The 17018-nt window shown below is 62.2% G+C and carries 16 protein-coding genes; 14 read left to right on the top strand and 2 right to left on the bottom strand.

Annotation, left to right across the window (positions count from 1 at the left end; translation table 11 throughout):
• Positions 1-4: 4 nt before the first annotated feature.
• Positions 5-1162, bottom strand: a complete 1158-nt coding sequence (argE, locus tag CO731_RS26625) for an acetylornithine deacetylase (RefSeq protein WP_108610123.1) — start codon at positions 1160-1162, stop codon at positions 5-7.
• A 239-nt stretch (positions 1163-1401) separates the two neighbouring features.
• On the opposite strand from argE, the gene CO731_RS26630 reads away from it, so the two are divergent.
• From CO731_RS26630 to CO731_RS26640, 3 genes are all read left to right on the top strand, one after another.
• Positions 1402-2799 carry an aspartate ammonia-lyase gene (locus tag CO731_RS26630; RefSeq protein WP_199914664.1) on the top strand — a complete coding sequence of 466 codons (1398 nt, stop codon included), beginning with the start codon at positions 1402-1404 and terminating at the stop codon, positions 2797-2799.
• Positions 2800-3002: 203 nt separating this feature from the next.
• A complete protein-coding gene (locus CO731_RS26635; protein WP_108610124.1) occupies positions 3003-3983 on the top strand; it encodes an NAD(P)H-quinone oxidoreductase in 981 nt (326 codons plus the stop codon).
• Between the two features lie 245 nt (positions 3984-4228).
• Positions 4229-5356, top strand: a complete 1128-nt coding sequence (locus CO731_RS26640) for an RHE_PE00001 family protein (RefSeq protein ID WP_108610125.1) — start codon at positions 4229-4231, stop codon at positions 5354-5356.
• 230 nt (positions 5357-5586) lie between these two features.
• On the opposite strand, the gene CO731_RS26645 is transcribed toward CO731_RS26640, so the two are convergent.
• Complete coding sequence (locus tag CO731_RS26645) at positions 5587-6090, bottom strand: peptide deformylase (protein WP_108610126.1); 504 nt, start codon at positions 6088-6090, stop codon at positions 5587-5589.
• Between the two features lie 340 nt (positions 6091-6430).
• Between CO731_RS26645 and CO731_RS26650 the strand changes: the two genes are divergently transcribed.
• From CO731_RS26650 to CO731_RS26700, 11 genes are all read left to right on the top strand, one after another.
• Complete coding sequence (locus CO731_RS26650) at positions 6431-7531, top strand: LLM class flavin-dependent oxidoreductase (protein ID WP_108610127.1); 1101 nt, start codon at positions 6431-6433, stop codon at positions 7529-7531.
• The gene (locus CO731_RS26655; RefSeq protein WP_108610128.1) at positions 7531-9105 is read left to right on the top strand and encodes a gamma-glutamyltransferase; all 1575 of its coding nucleotides are present in this window, start codon (positions 7531-7533) and stop codon (positions 9103-9105) included. Before CO731_RS26650 ends, CO731_RS26655 begins: the two co-directional genes overlap by 1 nt.
• Positions 9106-9220: 115 nt before the next feature.
• Positions 9221-10198 carry an ABC transporter substrate-binding protein gene (locus tag CO731_RS26660; RefSeq protein WP_245440001.1) on the top strand — a complete coding sequence of 326 codons (978 nt, stop codon included), beginning with the start codon at positions 9221-9223 and terminating at the stop codon, positions 10196-10198.
• Between the two features lie 11 nt (positions 10199-10209).
• Positions 10210-11016 (top strand): ABC transporter ATP-binding protein, encoded by an 807-nt coding sequence (locus tag CO731_RS26665; protein ID WP_108610368.1) that lies wholly within the window; start codon positions 10210-10212, stop codon positions 11014-11016.
• The gene (locus CO731_RS26670; RefSeq protein ID WP_108610130.1) at positions 11013-11786 is read left to right on the top strand and encodes an ABC transporter permease; all 774 of its coding nucleotides are present in this window, start codon (positions 11013-11015) and stop codon (positions 11784-11786) included. The genes CO731_RS26665 and CO731_RS26670 overlap by 4 nt, the downstream gene beginning before the upstream one ends.
• On the top strand, positions 11786-12391 hold the full coding sequence (locus tag CO731_RS26675; protein WP_108610131.1) for an NAD(P)H-dependent oxidoreductase: 606 nt from the start codon (positions 11786-11788) through the stop codon (positions 12389-12391). The genes CO731_RS26670 and CO731_RS26675 overlap by 1 nt, the downstream gene beginning before the upstream one ends.
• Positions 12388-13758 (top strand): aldehyde dehydrogenase family protein, encoded by a 1371-nt coding sequence (locus tag CO731_RS26680; RefSeq protein ID WP_108610132.1) that lies wholly within the window; start codon positions 12388-12390, stop codon positions 13756-13758. Before CO731_RS26675 ends, CO731_RS26680 begins: the two co-directional genes overlap by 4 nt.
• A 21-nt stretch (positions 13759-13779) precedes the next feature.
• Entirely contained in the window at positions 13780-14220 is a 441-nt protein-coding gene (locus tag CO731_RS26685; RefSeq protein ID WP_108610133.1) for a hypothetical protein, read from the top strand.
• A complete protein-coding gene (hutG, locus tag CO731_RS26690) occupies positions 14213-15034 on the top strand; it encodes an N-formylglutamate deformylase (protein ID WP_108610134.1) in 822 nt (273 codons plus the stop codon). The genes CO731_RS26685 and hutG overlap by 8 nt, the downstream gene beginning before the upstream one ends.
• The gene (locus CO731_RS26695; RefSeq protein ID WP_108610135.1) at positions 15031-15702 is read left to right on the top strand and encodes a flavin reductase family protein; all 672 of its coding nucleotides are present in this window, start codon (positions 15031-15033) and stop codon (positions 15700-15702) included. The genes hutG and CO731_RS26695 overlap by 4 nt, the downstream gene beginning before the upstream one ends.
• A gap of 191 nt (positions 15703-15893) precedes the next feature.
• A complete protein-coding gene (locus CO731_RS26700; RefSeq protein ID WP_108610136.1) occupies positions 15894-16706 on the top strand; it encodes an IclR family transcriptional regulator in 813 nt (270 codons plus the stop codon).
• Positions 16707-17018: the final 312 nt, after the last annotated feature.

A 17018-nucleotide genomic window follows, 5' to 3' on the forward strand; every position in this document is an offset into this window, starting at 1 on the left:
GGCGCTATGCGGCCAGGTCGTCGGCCAGCCTGCGAAGCATCGACATGCACTGGGTCATCTGATCGAGGCTGATGAATTCGTCGGGCTGGTGGGCCTGGCGAATGTCGCCGGGTCCGCAAACGACTGTCGGGATGCCAAGCCGTTCGTGAAACAGCCCGCCCTCGGTGCCGAAGGCTATTTTCCCGAGCTTGCCGCCGTTGGTGTGTTTCTGAATTTCCCGAACCACCGCGGCGTCAGGCTGGGTATCCAGGCCGGGGTAGGCGTTGACGATTTCGAGCGCGACACCGGTATCGCGAAAGCGCGACTGCGCATGGCTTGTCAGTTCCATGGCGCGCTCGGCCAAACGGTCGAGCAGCGGCTGCGCATTGTCGGTTGGAATGTTGCGGATCTCGAAGTCGACGCTGCAATGGTTGGGCACGATGTTGAGCGCGGTTCCGCCATTGATCATGCCGACGTGAACCGTCGTGAACGGTACCGTGAAGTCCGGGTCGCGTGCGCCACTTGCGAGCAGTTCGTCCTGCAGCGCGCGCAGCGTACCCACCATGTCGGTGGCGAGATGAATGGCGTTCAGCCCTTCCGGCGCATGGCTGGAATGGCATTCGCGCCCGGTGCAGTTGATCCGGCCCGCGACCTTGCCCTTGTGCGCGACCACGGTCTGCATGCTGGTCGGCTCACCGATCACGCACATAGAAGGGCGATAGGATCTGTTGGCCAGAAGGTCGATCAGCCGGCGCACGCCGACGCAGCCGATTTCCTCGTCATAGCTGAAGGCCAGATGTAGCGGACGGCTGAAGCTGCGGGCCGCATATTCCTCGAACAGCACCAACACGCAGGCGATGAAACCCTTCATGTCGGCGGTTCCGCGCCCGTAAAGAAGCTCGCCCCGCTGGGCCATCCGGAACGGATCGTTGCTCCACGCCTGGCCTTCCGTAGGCACGACATCGGTATGGCCCGACAAGAGTACGCCTGCAACCTCGGCCGGTCCGAGCGTCGCATAGATGTTGGCTTTGGTCCCTTCCTGATTGTGCACGATGTCGGCCGCGATGCCGAGCCTGGCCAGGAAGTCCCTGACGAAGTGGATCAGGTCGAGATTGGAGGCTCGGCTGATGGTCGGGAAGGCGATAAGCCGATCAAGTATTTCCGTGGCGCGCTGAATGGACATTGATCCCGAGCTATGGCTCGTTGAAGTTGGCCCTAGCTAACCGACCAGCCCGCATCGGCGCCATTTGGTTTTTCCGAAGCAGAAGATCGTAAAGTCCACCGGCCGGGGGCTGCGGGTGGCATCTGATCGTATTCGCCGTTCTTCAGCTTAGTCTTTTGCGAATGGCAGTCTCGCGGAAGCCCCCTTAGCCTCGTTCCAGCACCTCAAATATCGCTTCGGGGTGCGGCGAGGGGCGGGAAATGGAAATTCGGTTTCGACGTGAACATGACAGCCTTGGGCATGTAGATGTGCCTTGCGATGCCTTGTGGGGGCCTCAAACGGAACGCGCACGCGCAAATTTCCGCATCTCCGGCATGACACTCAGCCGCTTTCCGCATGTCATCGTGGCGCTCGCCATGACCAAGCAGGCTGCGGCTCGTGCGAATGCACGTCTTGGTTTTCTGTCACAGCAAAAGTGCGACGCAATCGAAAGCGCCTGCGATGAGATCATTGCCGGCCGACATTTCGATGCCTTTCCGCTCGATCCCATTCAGGGCGGTGCTGGCACGTCGGTGAACATGAATGCCAACGAGGTCATCGCCAATCTTGCCAATGAGAAGCTTGGTGTTGCGCGCGGCGCCAACGAGCCGGTTCACGCCAATGACGACGTCAACCGTTCACAATCAACCAACGATGCCTATCCGACCGCGGTGCGCCTGTCGCTGCTTCTGGCTCATGGCGACCTCGAACGGGCGCTGCGCTCGCTGGTCGGCTCGTTCGAGGAGCGGTCAGCCGCTTTCGCAAAGATTGCCAAGCTGGGACGCACCCAGCTGCAAGACGCGGTGCCGATGACGCTCGGTCAGGAGTTCTCGGCGTTCGCCACGGCGTTGAACGAGGATGTCGCCCGGCTCCGCGAGATGCTGCCGCTTGTGGCGGAGGTAAACCTCGGCGGTACGGCCATTGGCACCGGCCTGAACGCGCCCAGGGGGTATTCCGAGATCGCGCTGGGCGAGCTTTCGGCACTCAGTGGTCACAAATTGACGCCGGCCGCCAATCTGGTCGAAGCCAGCTGGGACATGGGCGCCTTCGTCCTGTTCTCCGCCATGCTGAAGCGGCTGGCGACAAAGCTCTCCAAGATTTCGAACGACCTGCGCCTGCTGTCGAGCGGCCCTCGCGGCGGCCTTGGCGAAATTCGGTTGCCGGCAGTCCAGCCCGGCTCGTCGATCATGCCGGGCAAGGTCAATCCCGTCATTCCGGAAGTCGTCAATCAGGTCTGCTTCCAGATCATCGGCAACGACATCGCCGTCACCATGGCGTCTGAGGCTGGCCAGCTTCAGCTCAACGCCATGGAGCCGCTCATAACTTTCAACCTGCATTTCTCCATGCAAATGCTCGAGGCCGCGATCCGCACGCTGGACGAGCAGTGTGTGCGGGGCATCGAAGCCGACAGCGCGCGTTGCTGGACGCATCTCGAAGCGAGCGTAGGTTCAGTTACTGCCTTGGTGCCGCTGATCGGCTATCGCCGCAGCGCCGAATTGGCCAACGACGCGCTTCGGCTGGATAGAAAGGTGGCCGAGCTTGCGGTGGAGCGCGGTTTGGTCAGCAGCGAACAGGCAGCCTCGATGCTTGACCCGATGAGCCTGGCTTTTCCAGCGTGATTGGCCCTTTGGTGTGCCGTTGATCAGTTTATCCGATGCCGGGGCCCGATATTCACGAATGTACTGAAGCCAATAGCCTTGTCACAACTGCACCGCAGGAAGTCGCAGGATGTGATCGTCAAGCGCCAGCATGGCGAGGCTGTCGGTCCCTGCACCTAAATCAACAACAGCAGGGATTTGCAGTGACAGTTTTGCCGAAGACGATGAAAGCGGTAGTGGCGTCCCATCCCGGCGGTCCGGAGGTTCTGACGCTGGTCGAACGGCCGCTGCCTCAGCCGGGGGCGGGCGAAGTCTTGGTCCGCGTCGAGGCCGCCGGCGTCAACAGGCCCGACATCATGCAGCGCCGCGGCGCAATTCCTGTGCCGGCGGGTGTCACCGACGTTCTCGGCCTGGAAATCTCCGGTGAGATCGTTGTCGTGGGTCCCGGCGTCGCGCCGTCGATGGTGGGGACATCGGTTGCAGCACTGGTATCCGGCGGAGGCTACGCCGAATATTGCCTCGCTCAGGCAGGGCATTGCCTGCCGCTTCCAGCGGGCCTGGACCACGTCGCCAGCGCGGCCCTCCCTGAGGCGGCCTTTACCGTCTGGCACAATCTTTTCGAACGCGGCGGGGTTGCTCCGGGCGACACGGTGCTCATCCACGGTGGTGCCAGCGGCATAGGAAGCTTGGCCATTCAGCTTGCGCGCGCTGCGGGAGCAACCGTCCTGGCCACTGCCGGTGGTCCGGAAAAGACGCATTTCGTGCGCGAATTGGGGGCCGACGTAGCCATAGATTATCGCAGCGAGGATTTTGTCGAGATCGGCCGAAGCGCGACCGGTGGCCGCGGCGTGGATGTCGTTCTGGACATTGTCGGCGGCAGTTACATCAAGCGCAACCTCGCGGTTCTGGCGCCCGGTGGCCGTCATGTCAGTATTGCCTTCATGGAAGGCGCTGTCGTGCAGGTCGACTTGACCGCCATCATGATGAAGGGCCTCACTTTGACGTCCTCTACAATGAGACCCAAATCCGTAGACGAGAAGAGCCGGCTGGCGCGAGCGGTGGAGCGGCATGTCTGGCCGCTGGTCGCGAAGGGGAAGGTGGCACCGCCCATATTCAGGACGTATCCGCTACATGAGGTCGCCCAGGCGCATCGCCTGTTGGACGAAAACGCGAATATGGGCAAGATCGTGCTCAGATGCGGTTAGTGGCTTGCAATCCTCGGGGCACGGACGATTGCGCGCGACCAGACGATACGGCTGGTCGCTTTCCTCGACGGTGTCCGTGAGCCCGCCGCGGCCGGCATGAAGGCGCACATGACTACCTCCTCGCCCGCATCGGCGATGATGCGGCGCATGCCGTTTGAGTCGTAGGTCGGCGCCGATGAGCGGTCATTCGGGTGAAGCTAGAGAGCAGATAGCTTTAGGAAAAATATTCGATTATAGCGTTGGCAATGAGGATCGAATCCCTGGTCACGGAACAGCTGTTCGGCCCGGCCATGCGGGCAACCGAGACGCTGGTCCGGCTCGACGAGCGCATCGCCCGCTCGCCGGTGGCCAAGGGCTTTGTCGAGCGCAGCCATTTTGCCGATGCGGCCTCGTCGCTTTGGCTCGATGGCGAGTTGGTCCATGTCGAGGACCTCGTGCTGCACGATGCGCATATGGATTTGCGCGCACCGACGCACGAACTCACGCGTGCCCATGAAATCCTGCGCCTCAGGCGCCAGATCCTCAGCAACAGGCCGGACTGGGCGCTCGGCCGCGAGGGTTTTGCCGTGCTGTGCGGGCGCGGCGCCGCGCCGGTCGTGCCGAAACCGCAAGGGCAGGTGGCAACACACGAAGGCGGCGATGCGGAGGAGGACGACGATGGCGACGATCGCCTGAGTGCCGAACTGGCCGCGCTCGATGCCGCGCTCGGCCGTGCGCAGGCCGTTCTCGACCAGGCGCTCGCCATTCCGCAGGCGTCGAACGACGACACCTCTCGTCGCAGCACGACCGCGGATGAGAAGAACCCTCTGATCTACGATGCCGATTGGGATGAGCCGGAGCGGCTTGTCGAGTGGCAGGCGGCGCTCGCCGCAAGCGAGGGCCTGCCGGCGCTTGTACGCGCCGCCATCGCCTACGATGCGTGGACGGCGATCGCGCCGCTGCAGCATGCGCCGTGGCTAGGGCGCCTGCTGGTTGCGGCGCTGCTGCGCCAGTCGGCGACGACGACTGCGCATCTTGTGGCGCTGCATGTCGGTGCACGGACGATTGCGCGCGAGCGGCGGTTTGCGCGCGACCGGACTACGCGGCTGGTGGCGTTCCTCGACGGGGTCCACGAGACCGCCGCGGCCGGCATGAAGGAGCATGACCGGCTGGTGCTCGCCAAGGCGCAGATGGACCGGCGGCTCAAGGGCCGGCGCTCGACATCGCGTCTGCCCGAGGTGATCGCGCTGGTGCTGTCTCGGCCGCTGGTCAGCAGCGGCATGATCGAGAAGGAGCTCGGTGTGACCACCGCCGGAGCGCTCAACCTGATCGGCGAGCTCGAGCTGCGCGAAATCACCGGCCGGGGCCGGTACAGGGCCTGGGGCGTGATCTAGCTGCTGCTGGTCTGCGCGTCCTCAACCTCTCAGCGAGAGGAGCCGCAGCACCCCTTAGACTAGCTCCTGCTTTCGGCCGTGCCCGATGATCCTGAACGCCGGTTCTTGGATGCCTTTTCAGGGCTCGATCCGGCAGATGCCAATACAGTGCGCCGTCGAAAAGAGCGCAGCGGTGCTTAGGGCCGGTGACAATCACTCCGCGTTGGCGAGTTCAGGGGGAGTCTCCCACCTCAAGGCTGGCGAGCGCGCAGCTTTTCATAGCGCTTGATCAGGCGGTCGCGCTTCAGTCGGGAAAGGCGCTGGAGCCAGAAGGTGCCGTCGAGCTGGTCGATCTCGTGCTGGTGACAGATGGCCAGCAGGCCATCCGCCTCTTCCGTTTTCTCGTTTCCGTCCAGATCCTGGTAGCTGATTTTGACGCTGGCATGGCGTTCGACCTGCTCGACGACGCCCGGCATCGAAACGCTACCTTCCTGATGCTGAATTTTGTCGGGTGAAGTCCAGGTGATCCTGGGATTGACGTAGACACGCACGCCGTTGCCCGGTGCAAGCTCGAGCACGATCACTCGCAGCGGGATGCCGATGTGCGGCGCGGTGATGCCGATGCCCGGTGCTGCGCGCATCGTGTCGAGCAAGTTATCCGCGAGCCCGCGCAGGTTCTCGTCGAAAACGGTCACCGGTGCTGCCACCGATTTCAGCCGCTGATCCGGGAATTTCACGATCGGTCGGATCGCCACCTTGTCGTTCTCCCTGGCACTTGGGGGACAGTCAGTCGGGATCTGTCGCCACCGCTGTCCCGGTTCGCCGGCGCATGACCTAGCCGTTTTGGGTGACGCTTGCCATGTCTAAAGTGTGGTGGGAGCTCGGCCCCGGCGAGGCCGGCGCGATCGCTGACCTGCGATTTTGAAATGGCTACGACGGGCGTAGTCGACCCGGAACGTCTTTCCCCAGCCGATAGCGGACCGAGTCATGCCGACTCGTCATGACGTAAACCGCCACGCTTTGAATTCTGACCTTGACAGAATTCTCAGAAGTTCCGTATATCGAAATACAAATCCCTATATAAGGAATTTTTAGATGAAGGCGATCCTGTTTCACGAGGCTATCTGTCCGGCGGGGACAAGCTGGGACCAACGATTGGGCGAGATCAGCGACGAGGTGGTTCTCGCGGAGGAGAACGGCTTCCACGCCTATGCCCAATCCGAACATCATTTCGCCAAGGGTGAAGCGATCATTTCAGCGCCGGAGGTTTGCCTGGCCTACGTCGCGGCGCGCACGAGCAAGATCAAGCTGCGCATTTCCTCCGTCAATTTTCTGCCATTCAACCACCCTCTGCGTGTCGTGGAGCAGGCGGCCACGCTTGATATCCTGTCGGGCGGACGCTTCGAACTTGGCGGCGCCAGGTCGAACAATCCGTACACGCTCGAGGCTTTCCGCATCGACCCGTCCCGCACGCGTGAATACCGCGATGAGTTCCTGAACATCATCGGAAAAGCGCTGACGGAGGAATGGTTTGAGTACAAATCGGATCTGTACGACATTCCCAAGCGGCGGATTTCGCCCTGGACGCCCTCGCGCCGTCCCATCCCCGTCCACCTCTCGGCAACGAGTTCCGAGTCCCATGAGCAGGCAGGTGCTGCCGGCTGTGGCGTGATGTCAGGTCTCGGCATCCTGGGCTGGGACTATGTCCGCAACTGTCTGGACGCTTATGAGCGCGGGATGGCGAAGGCGGAGCCGGTGGTGGGTTCCATCACGTCGCGTTTCGCGACCTTCTCCGTCGGCACGAGCTGCCACGAGGATTCCAAGCGTGCCCGGGAACTGACGCGCAAGAACACGATCGACTTCTTCAAGGTGATCATCGGCTGGATGACCAAGCTCGGTCAGACCGCCGAGGGTTACGAGTATATGAGCCGCATTCAGGAAGTTAAGGAGAATGCGGAAAACATCGACTTCCTGATCGAGACGTCGCCCTACATCATGGCCGGCAGTCCGGACGAGATCCTGAAGACGGCCCGCAGGCTCTACGATATGGGCGTCGACGATCTTATCTGGCGCGTTGATGGAATGGGCCACGAAAACAACAAGGCGACCATCGAGGCCCTCGGCAAGCACGTCATTCCCGTCATGGAGACCTGGCCGGATCGTCGCCCCGAACAACGCTTCGGAGCGGCGCTCTGATGAATCGGTTCGCCGTGGCAGGTCCTTCGCAGCATCTGACGCAGAATTGGAACGTCACCAAGCCGTCTGCGTCTGGCTCGAAGGGCGTCGTCGTCTCCCAATCCCGGGAGGCGAGCCTCGCTGGTTGCGCCATGCTCGAGATGGGCGGAAGCGCTGCCGACGCCGTGGTCGCCGCCGCGCTCGTTCTGGCGGTCGTGGAGCCATGGAACAGCGGGCTCGGCGGTATCGGCTATGCAGTGATACGAGAACCCGACGATGCCGCCTGGTCGCTTGACTTTGGGCCGGTGGCCCCGGCCGCGGTGGATATCGCCGACTACCCTCTGAGCGGGGGCTCGTCTCCGGAGATTTTCGGCTGGCCAAAAGTCAAGGGCGACCGGAATGTTCACGGTCCACTGAGCTTTTGCGTGCCGAAGGCCGTTGCCGGCCTGGGACGACTTCATGATCGCTTCGGGCGTCTGCCTTGGGCGGAGGTCGTCGTTCCAGCCGTCGCCTGCGCCAAAAGGGGCATGCCGAAGGATTGGTTCTCGACGGTCAAGATCGCCCAGATGGGACATCTGTTGCGGCAGTACGAGGAGGCCGCACGGATCTATCTTCCGAACGGTTTGCCACCTGTCGGTGCTGAAAAGGGCAACCCGTCGTTTCTCCCGCAAGGCGCACTTTCCAGCACCTTGGAGATGCTTGCGCGAGACGGGTGGCGCAGCTTCTACGAGGGGGAACTGGCCTCTCTTCTCGTTGACGACATGGCAGCCGTGGGGTCACGGCTGTCGTCAGCAGATCTGCAGGCGGCCGATGCTTCGTTTGACGCTGCCGAACACATGGACTGGGGAGGCCATCGCCTGTTCCTGCCATCGTCCGATTGCGGCGGCGGCATGTTGCGTGAGGTTCTACCGGAATTGACGGTTCCCTCGGCCCGGAATGCCGAATGGTTTTCCGATCTGGCTGGTGTCCTCACGCGGGCTTCACGCCGGCGGATCGAAGGAATCAAGGCGGAAAACGAGCGCCAAACCTGCACGACGCACCTGAACGTGTGCGATTCAGACGGGCTGACGATCGCCTTCACGACTTCCTTGCTCGGTTTGATGGGCAGCGCAGTTGTCCTGCCCAAGACTGGCGTTCTCATGAACAACGGCATGATGTGGTTCGATCCGGTACCTGGCAAACCGAATTCGATCGGCGCCGGCGTTCGCCCCCAATCGAACATGTTGCCAGTGATCTGTCGAACCGCCGCAGGCGACATTCTCAGCCTCGGCGCCTCGGGTGGACGGCGGATTCTGCCGGCCGTGCTGAGCCACCTGGCCGATCTGGCAGTTTTTTTCTTTACCCCGGAGGAAGCGGCGCACCTTCCGCGGATCGATGTTTCCGCGACCGAACAGATTGTCGTCGACCGACGCATCGCCGAGGATGTCAAACGAAGGCTTGCGGAGGTCAACAACGTCACGCTTTGCGAACACGCCGCGGCGCCGCTCAATTTCGGATGCCCATCCGTCCTGAAGATCACAAATCATGTCGCGACAGGCCAGCCGGATGTAATGACGCCCTGGAGCGCGGCGTGCGCTGCAAGAGACATGAACTGAACACAGCACGACCGATACAAACTGAGGAGGAAAAATGGCGATCTCACGTGTACTATCGACCAGTTTGATGGCGGCCACATTCTTCGGCTTCGCATCAGCCGCAAGCGCCGAGCCGGTGCGCTTCGCCTGGCCGTCGGCTATCAACTCCGGCGTCGCGCCGCTCGTCTTCGCCGAAAAGCTTGGTCTTTTCGAGCGAGAGGGCCTGGAGCTGGACATTGTCGTCTTGACGGGTTCGGGCGTGATCGTCCCGCAACTCCATGCCGGAGCGATCGACGCCGCCTATTCCGGGCTTGAACCCGCCATCCTGTCCCATCAGCCGAACGCAGCCGATCTCGGTGTCTTCTTCATCTACAACTATATTCCGAACTCGATCTGGGAACTGGCGGTTCGTGAGGATTCCGACATCAAGTCGCTCGCCGACCTGAAGGGGAAAACGATCGGTGTTCTTGCGCTAGGCTCGTCCAACGTGCTGACCACAAAGGCGATCTTGCAAGGGGCGGGAATTTCTCCCGACGAGGTCAGCTTTCAGGCCGTGGGTGTCGGCGCCGCGGCATATGAGGCTTTGAAGAGCGGCCAGATCGACGTTCTGAACCTTTTCGATACCGCCCATAAGCGGCTCGAGCTTGCAGGAACGCCGATCCGCTTGCTGGAAATGCCTGGAAACTTTGCCGGGTCCAGCCACGGGATTTCCGTCCTGAAGTCCGGCTATGCCGAGCGCAAGGACTACTGGACGCGTTTCGGCCGGGTGTTGGCCGAGTCGAACGTTGCCTGCCAAGCAAATATCGAGGGCTGTATTCGCGCTTACTGGGAGGCTTATCCCGAACTGGCGCCGACTGCGGACAAGGAAAGCGCGGCCCTCGAGACCGAGAAGAAGGTTCTTGAAGCGCGCCTGGCCAAGCTGCTCGATATCCCGGGTCAGTACGGTGAATTCTCGAAGGGCGACTGGACGAGCCTGGTTGAGGCTCTTGAACTGGGCCGTCTCGTGACGGACCCCAACGTATCGTTGGATCTCTACTATACCAACGAGCTGGTTCCCGCCTTCAACGACTTCAACAAGGACGACATCGTCAAGCTCGCCAAAGAGGTAAAGTAGTGCCAACGGCCTTGACCGAAAACCCCAACCTTGCCGGCTCGTTTCTTAGCCTTTCTAACGTCGGCGTCACCTATTCCACGAGGCGCGGGGAAACCCGCGCCATCGACAACCTCACCCTGGAGGTCGAGGACGGGCAGTTCGTCGCCGTGCTGGGTCCTTCCGGTTGCGGGAAGTCGACGATGCTTCGGCTCATAGCAGGCTTGCTGAAGCCGACCCTTGGCCAGCTCCTTTTTAAGGGGCAGGAACTGGACGGTCCGAACAAGGAAGTCGGGATCGTGTTCCAGAACCCGACGCTCCTGCCTTGGAAGACGGTTCGGGACAATGTGATGATGCCGATCCGGGCGCTGAAGCTGCCCGCGGAGAAGTACAAGGATTGGTGCGACGAACTCCTGGAGATCGCAGGCCTGACCGACTTCGCGTTGGCCTATCCGCATGAACTGTCGGGCGGCATGCAACAGCGCGTAGGCATCTGCCGCGGCCTGATACACAAGCCGAAGCTGCTGCTCATGGACGAGCCTTTCGCGGCGCTGGACGCCATGACGCGTGAGCATATGGGTGCTGAGCTCCAGCGGATCTGGATGAACACGCGCAAGTCGGTGTTCTTCATCACCCATTCGATCCAGGAGGCCATCTTCCTCGCCGACCGCATCGTCGTTCTCTCCGCCCGTCCGGCCCGGGTGGTCGAAATTATCGACGTGAACCTGCCTCGTCCCCGCAACGCCGACACCCAGTCCCTGCCTGAGTTCGGGCGGCTCAGCAGCCATTTGCGCGCGCACTTTCTCGGGGATCACAAGAACCAGACGGACGCAAGGCCATGAGCGCAATCAGACGATACCTTCCGCCTTTGGTGACGTTCGTATTGATCATTGCCGCCTGGGAGTTCGCTTCACGGGGGCCAGACGCGGCATTCATCCTTCCCAGGCCCTGGGCAGTGGTGCAGTCGCTGATCGACGGTTACATCGTTCGCGGCACACTCTGGGAGCATCTCTTCACGACGCTTTTCCAGACGATTTTCGGCTTCATCATTGGCTGCGTGGTCGCGGTGGTCCTGGCGGCCCTGGTCGTCGAGTTCGAGATCGTCGATCGCAGCATCTACCCCTACATCATCGCTCTGCAGTCGATGCCCAAGGTCGCGCTCGCCCCGCTGCTGATTGTCTGGTTCGGCTTCGGCATGGCGAGCAAGGTCGTGCTGGTGGCGCTGATCTGCTTCTTTCCGATGTTCGTCAACGCGGTGACCGGCCTGCGAAGCGTGCCGATCGAACTTGTCGACCTCTACCGTGCCTTCTCCGCAAGCCGCTGGCGGATGTTCTTCGAGATCAAGATCCCGACGGCTCTGCCCTCGTTCTTCGCCGGGTTGCAGATCGCGGTGGTCTTTGCACTGCTGGGCGCGGTCGTGGGCGAGTTCATCGCGTCCCAAAAGGGCCTGGGAAGCGTCATCCAGGCAGCCTCGGTGTCGTTCAACCTTCCGATCGTCTTTGCCTGCATCATCTCGCTGTCCTGCCTGGGTGCCGTGATGACCGCCCTGGTTCGTTTCACATACAGGCGCGTCGTCTTCTGGCAGCGCACCGCAACCAAGGGAGACAGCTAATGGGCATGCCTCTCCGCGTCGTCGCTCTGGTCGGAAGTCCTTCGCGACCATCTTCCACAGCCGCAGTCGTCTCGCAGATACTCAACGAACTCCCCGACAGCATCGGCAGGACGCTGGTTTCTCTGAACGACATCCCTGCCGAAGCGCTTTTGTCGGGGAACTTGAATGAACCGACCCTGCAGGCGGCCATCGAGGCCGTCGAGGCCGCCGATGGCGTCGTCATCGGAACCCCGATCTACAAGGCTTCGCTGTCCGGTCTGATGAAGTCGTTCATCGACACGCTTCCCCAGTACGGCATGGCCGACAAGGTCGTCTGGCCGGTCGGAACGGGGGGGTCGCTGGCCCATGCGCTGGCGCTCGACTACGGCGTTCGCCCCATCCTGCAGTCGATGGGCGCCCGCCACATCATCCAAAGCGCCTTCTTCAATCCCGCCGACCTGACCGTGCCGGAGGGGGGGACGCTGAAACAGCATCTCGCCGGCAATCCACGATATGTCGAGGCGCTGCGTCACTTCGTGATTGCCGTGTCCGCAGACCGACCGCTTCCGTTCCTGGGCCATCCCCAGCCGGACCGCGCCGGTACGGATCCGAGGAATGCGGCATGACCGTCGCCCTGTCCTCAGAGCGTACGGGTGCCAACCTACAGACCGATCCGGCGAGCTTCGACCGGATCATCGAGAACGGCCGCAAGGTGCGGCCCGAATGGCGCTGCATGCCTGTCGAGGCCCGCGCCAGGATACTCGCGCGTCTCGCCGAACTGATCAGCGTCGAGAAGGAGCGGTTCGCCCAGCTGCTGATCCGCGAGGTCGGCAAGCCTCTTGGGGAAGCCCGAGCGGAAGTCGACGCTTCGGTGCGGATGCTGGAATATTTCGCGGGCTGGCCTTTCTGGGGTCGGACCGGCCAAGTCGGTGTGGTTTCAAGCCTTCCTGAAGGGGGCGTCCTCTTGAAGCCGCAGGGGCTGGTCGGGCTGATCACCCCTTGGAACTACCCGCTGTCCAGCCCGGTCCAGAAGATCGCGGGTGCCCTGGTGACCGGCAACGTCGTCATATGGCGTCCGTCGCCGCTCTGCCAGGAGACCTCGGCTCTGGTCACCGATCTCGCGGTGCGGGCTGGCCTTCCCGACCATGTCCTGACGACGCTCTACGAACAAGGCTCGGACCTGGCACGCCGCCTCGTGGCCGACCCGCGTGTCCAGGCGGTCAGCTTCACCGGTTCGACCGCCGTCGGGCAGCAGATCCGCCAGACGGTGCTGCAGCGGCAAGGCGCGATCCAGTGCGAAATGGGCGGCAAGAACGCAGCTGTCGTCGTAGCGGACGCGGATCTTCGGCACGCAGCGCGGAGGATCGCTTATGGCGCCTTCGGTTTCGCGGGGCAGAAGTGCACGGCCGTTTCGCGCGTCTATGTCGAGCACGAGGTCGCCGACGCCTTCCTGGCTCTGTTGTCTGAGGCGGTGTCCGCCCTCGGGTTCGGCGATCCCCAGAGCGAACGGACAGTCGCCGGTCCGGTGATCTCCAGTGACAAAAGGCGGGAGCTCGACGGCGTTCGCGAGGCCGCGCTGGCACGCGGCATCCCCCAGCTCCATTTGGAACTGACGACGGTCGGCGACAGCACGGGCGGCGCCTTCTTCGCGCCGACTGTGTTTCACGACGTCCCGCGCGACGACGACCTGATGCGTGAGGAATTCTTCGGCCCCATCCTCGCCGTGACGCAAGTCTCCGATCTGACGGATGCGATCGCCTGCGTCAACGACAGCGACTATGGGCTGGCGGCGTGCGTTTTTACCACCGACCGGGCCAAGGCCCGCCGCTTCGCGGCAGAGGCGGAGGTCGGCACCGTCAAGATAAACGACTCGACCCCCGGCCTGTCCGTCGGCCTGCCCGCGGGCGGTTGGAAGGGCTCCGGCGCCGGCGTTGGCGAACTCGGCGACGAAAGCATTCGATTTTTCACACGTTCGACCGCCGTCATCGGTTGAAGAAAACTGCGAGCGAAAGCAATGGCATACGATCCGATCGAAACCTGGAAGACAATGCAGGTCAAAGTCTGGCCGGAAGAGTACTATCTCGTTGACCTTCCCGTCGAACACCTGGCCGTGGCTGTTTCGGCCCTCGAGAAGTCGACCGCGAAATATTGCACCGTGACGCGCGACCAGTTCGGCTTCTCGCTGGTGATCGACGTCAAGACATGGCGCGCGCTCGGCATTGCGTCGCTCGAACGCAAGCATTTCGGCCCGCTCAAGGTGCTTTCGACGAATTCCGAGCTGCCGTTCGACGTGCCCGGCTTCATCCGCACGGCGCTCGAGCCGGTCAACGCTCGCAGGCTGAAGGCCGCGCCCGTGTGCGGCCTGCGCGCCGACCACTTCTTCACCGGCGCCGATCAACTCGACGAAGTGGTGGCGATTTTCGAAACCTTCAGCGGCGGCGTTACCCATGGGTGAGGCCGCCTTGTGCGGAGGAGGGGATTGGCTGGAGGTCGTCGAAGGCAATCTCCCTTTCATCGTCAGCCTGCCTCATACCGGAACCACGGTTCCGGACGAGTTTGCGGCAGGGTTCGCCAACACAAAGCTCACGACACGCGACGCGGACTGGCATCTGCATCAGGTCTTCCGGCCGATCCTGCCCGCCGGCACCACGGTGGTCCGGACAGATATCTCCCGAAGCATCATCGATGTGAACCGTCCCCCGGACGGGCAATCCCTTTATCCAGGTCAGGCCACCACGGGGCTCTGCCCGACCACGGACTTCGACGGGACGCCGCTTTACCGATCCGGCTCCGAACCTGCGCCCGACGAGATCGAGCGCCGTCGTCGCCTGTTCCATGAGCCTTATGCCCGAGCGTTGGGCGAGCAGATCGAACGCCTGCGCGCAAGGCACGGGCGGGTCGCGGTGCTGGATTGCCATTCGATCCGACCGCGCATTCCGCGCCTTTTTGACGGTACGTTGCCAGGCCTCAACATCGGCACCGATGACGGCCGATCCTGTTCGCCGCGAATGCAGGCGAAGCTCGAGGCTGTTGCCGAACAGTCGCCTTTCACCTGGGTATCGAACGGCCGCTTCAAAGGGGGATGGATCACGCGTCATTTCGGCAACCCAAAGGCCGGAATTGATTCCGTTCAGATCGAAATCGCCATGAACGCTTACCTTCTCGTCCGCGACGAGAACGACTATGGCGCGCCGGAATACGAGGCTGACGGCGCGCGCCTTCTGCAGCAAACGCTATCCCCATTCATCGAGGCGCTTCTTCAACCATGAGTGACATGTCTTCCGCATTCGGCGAAGCCGCTTTCGAGCAGGTGAATCTCAATCCGTTGACGCCGCTTAACCGCTACAAGTTCCTGACCGCGTCGGTCGTGCCGCGGCCCATCGCCTTGGTGTCCACAATAGGACCGACGGGTCTAGTCAACGTCGCCCCGTTCAGCCAGTTCATCATCCTGTCGGCGACGCCACCGATCCTCGGCATCGTGTCGGGCCAATACAGCGACGGTATCAAGGATACCCATGCGCATATTCTGCGCACGCAGCAATTCGTGATCAATGTGGTGGACGAGGATCTCGCGCAGGCGACGCAGGCGTGTGCGTTTCCGTTCCGCTCGGACCAGAGCGAAGCCGAGATCGTCGGTCTGGACACACTCGATTGCACGACGATCGACGGACGACGCCTTGCAGCGTCGCCGATGTCGTTCGAGTGCCGGTTGCAGCGCACGGAAAGGTTCGGGGAAACAGCTACCCTGATTGCCGGCGAGGTGGTGGCGGTGCATGCGCGATCCGGCCTGGTATCCGGGCATCGGGTCGATCATCGGAAGCTCAAGCCGCTCGGGCGCATCGCCGGCCGCAGCTACTGTCGCACGCGCGAGGTGGTCGAGATGCCCGACGATTTAGACGATCCGTATCGTCAGTACGGACGTGAGCTCCGGCCCTGACGGCGGCGGTGGCGGGTACCGCGTGCCCGGCGTCGCTATTGCCGGCGCGCACGGCGCGCGAGATAGTCATTTCCGAATCCGCTCTGAACGGCGCTCAAAAAGATATTTGTTTCCGAGACTTGTCGTTCAGGCGCGACCATGATCTTTGGCCGCCGGACTCTCCGCATGACGCATGAACAGGCAAGGTCAAAGTGTCGAAGGACAGCGAAAGCGAAACATTTCTGCAAGGGACTGGTCCCGCCGAGCGCAAGCAGGACACCAGCACCAGTCTTGTTCTCGCGAACGGCCTGGATGTTCTGTCGCTCGTGGCCAAGACGAACGGTGAGCTGAGCCTGCGCGAGATCGGGCATATTCTCGGCCTCAGCTCGACGGTTACGCACCGGCTCGTAGCCACCCTTCGCCATCGCAACTTTCTCGAAAAGAACCCCGCGACCGGCAAGTACATCATCGGAATCGAAAGCTACCGTGTTGGCCAGAGCTACACCGAAACAATGAAGACCGAGGCTGTGGCCAAGCCCATCCTGCAGGAGGCTGGTCAACGGCTAGGCGTCAACTGCTTCCTGGGCGTCCGCAAGGATACAAGCATCGTTTACCTCTATGACTTCTCCGCGGCGCGCCGGAGCAGCATCAGGCTTGCACCCGGTACGGAGGTGCCTTTGGTCGCTACGGCGATGGGGCTGTCGATTCTGGCGGACCTGTCCGAAGCACGTCTCAAAGAGTTCAAGGATCGCGTATTTCAAGACAATGCCGTGGGGGAAACCTTTCTTGCTGAATTCGATGCTCAGATAGAGTTCGCACGAAAGAATGGTTACGCCTTGATCAGGAGCGAACTCTTTCCAGGAGTGGTCACTGTCGGCGCGAAGATAGCGCAGGGCCATAGCGACATTGAAGCAGCCATCAGCTTTGGGTTGCCCTCGGACGCTGCGTCGGAAGCGCATTTGGCCAAGCTGGGCGAGAGCATACTGGCAACCGCGCGCCGCATAGAAGAGGCTCTCACAAGCTGACACAGTTTGGGTATGCGGGTATCAGCAGGATTACAAAGTCCGGCATGTTCAAGTCACGGCTATGACCTGCCGAGGGAACCTAGGCGGCGGGCGAGAAGTGTCGACACGCTATCGTGGGTCTTGCGTTCGCGCGGAGGCAGCGCCGGCATGCTGACGCTGACCAGCGCCAGCGTCCGATCGGGACGACGAAAGCACCACCAAGCCGGTGCGTCTCGCGAATTATGAGCCTCATGCCCGGCCGTATTATCTGCGAAATCGAATTGCGGTCATCGCGAGGCCGCTAGGTGTTTGCGTTCCCGGCAGTGCGCGACT

It is taken from the genome of Aminobacter sp. MSH1, from assembly GCF_003071665.1.
GTDB classification, from domain to species: Bacteria; Pseudomonadota; Alphaproteobacteria; order Rhizobiales; family Rhizobiaceae; genus Aminobacter; species Aminobacter niigataensis.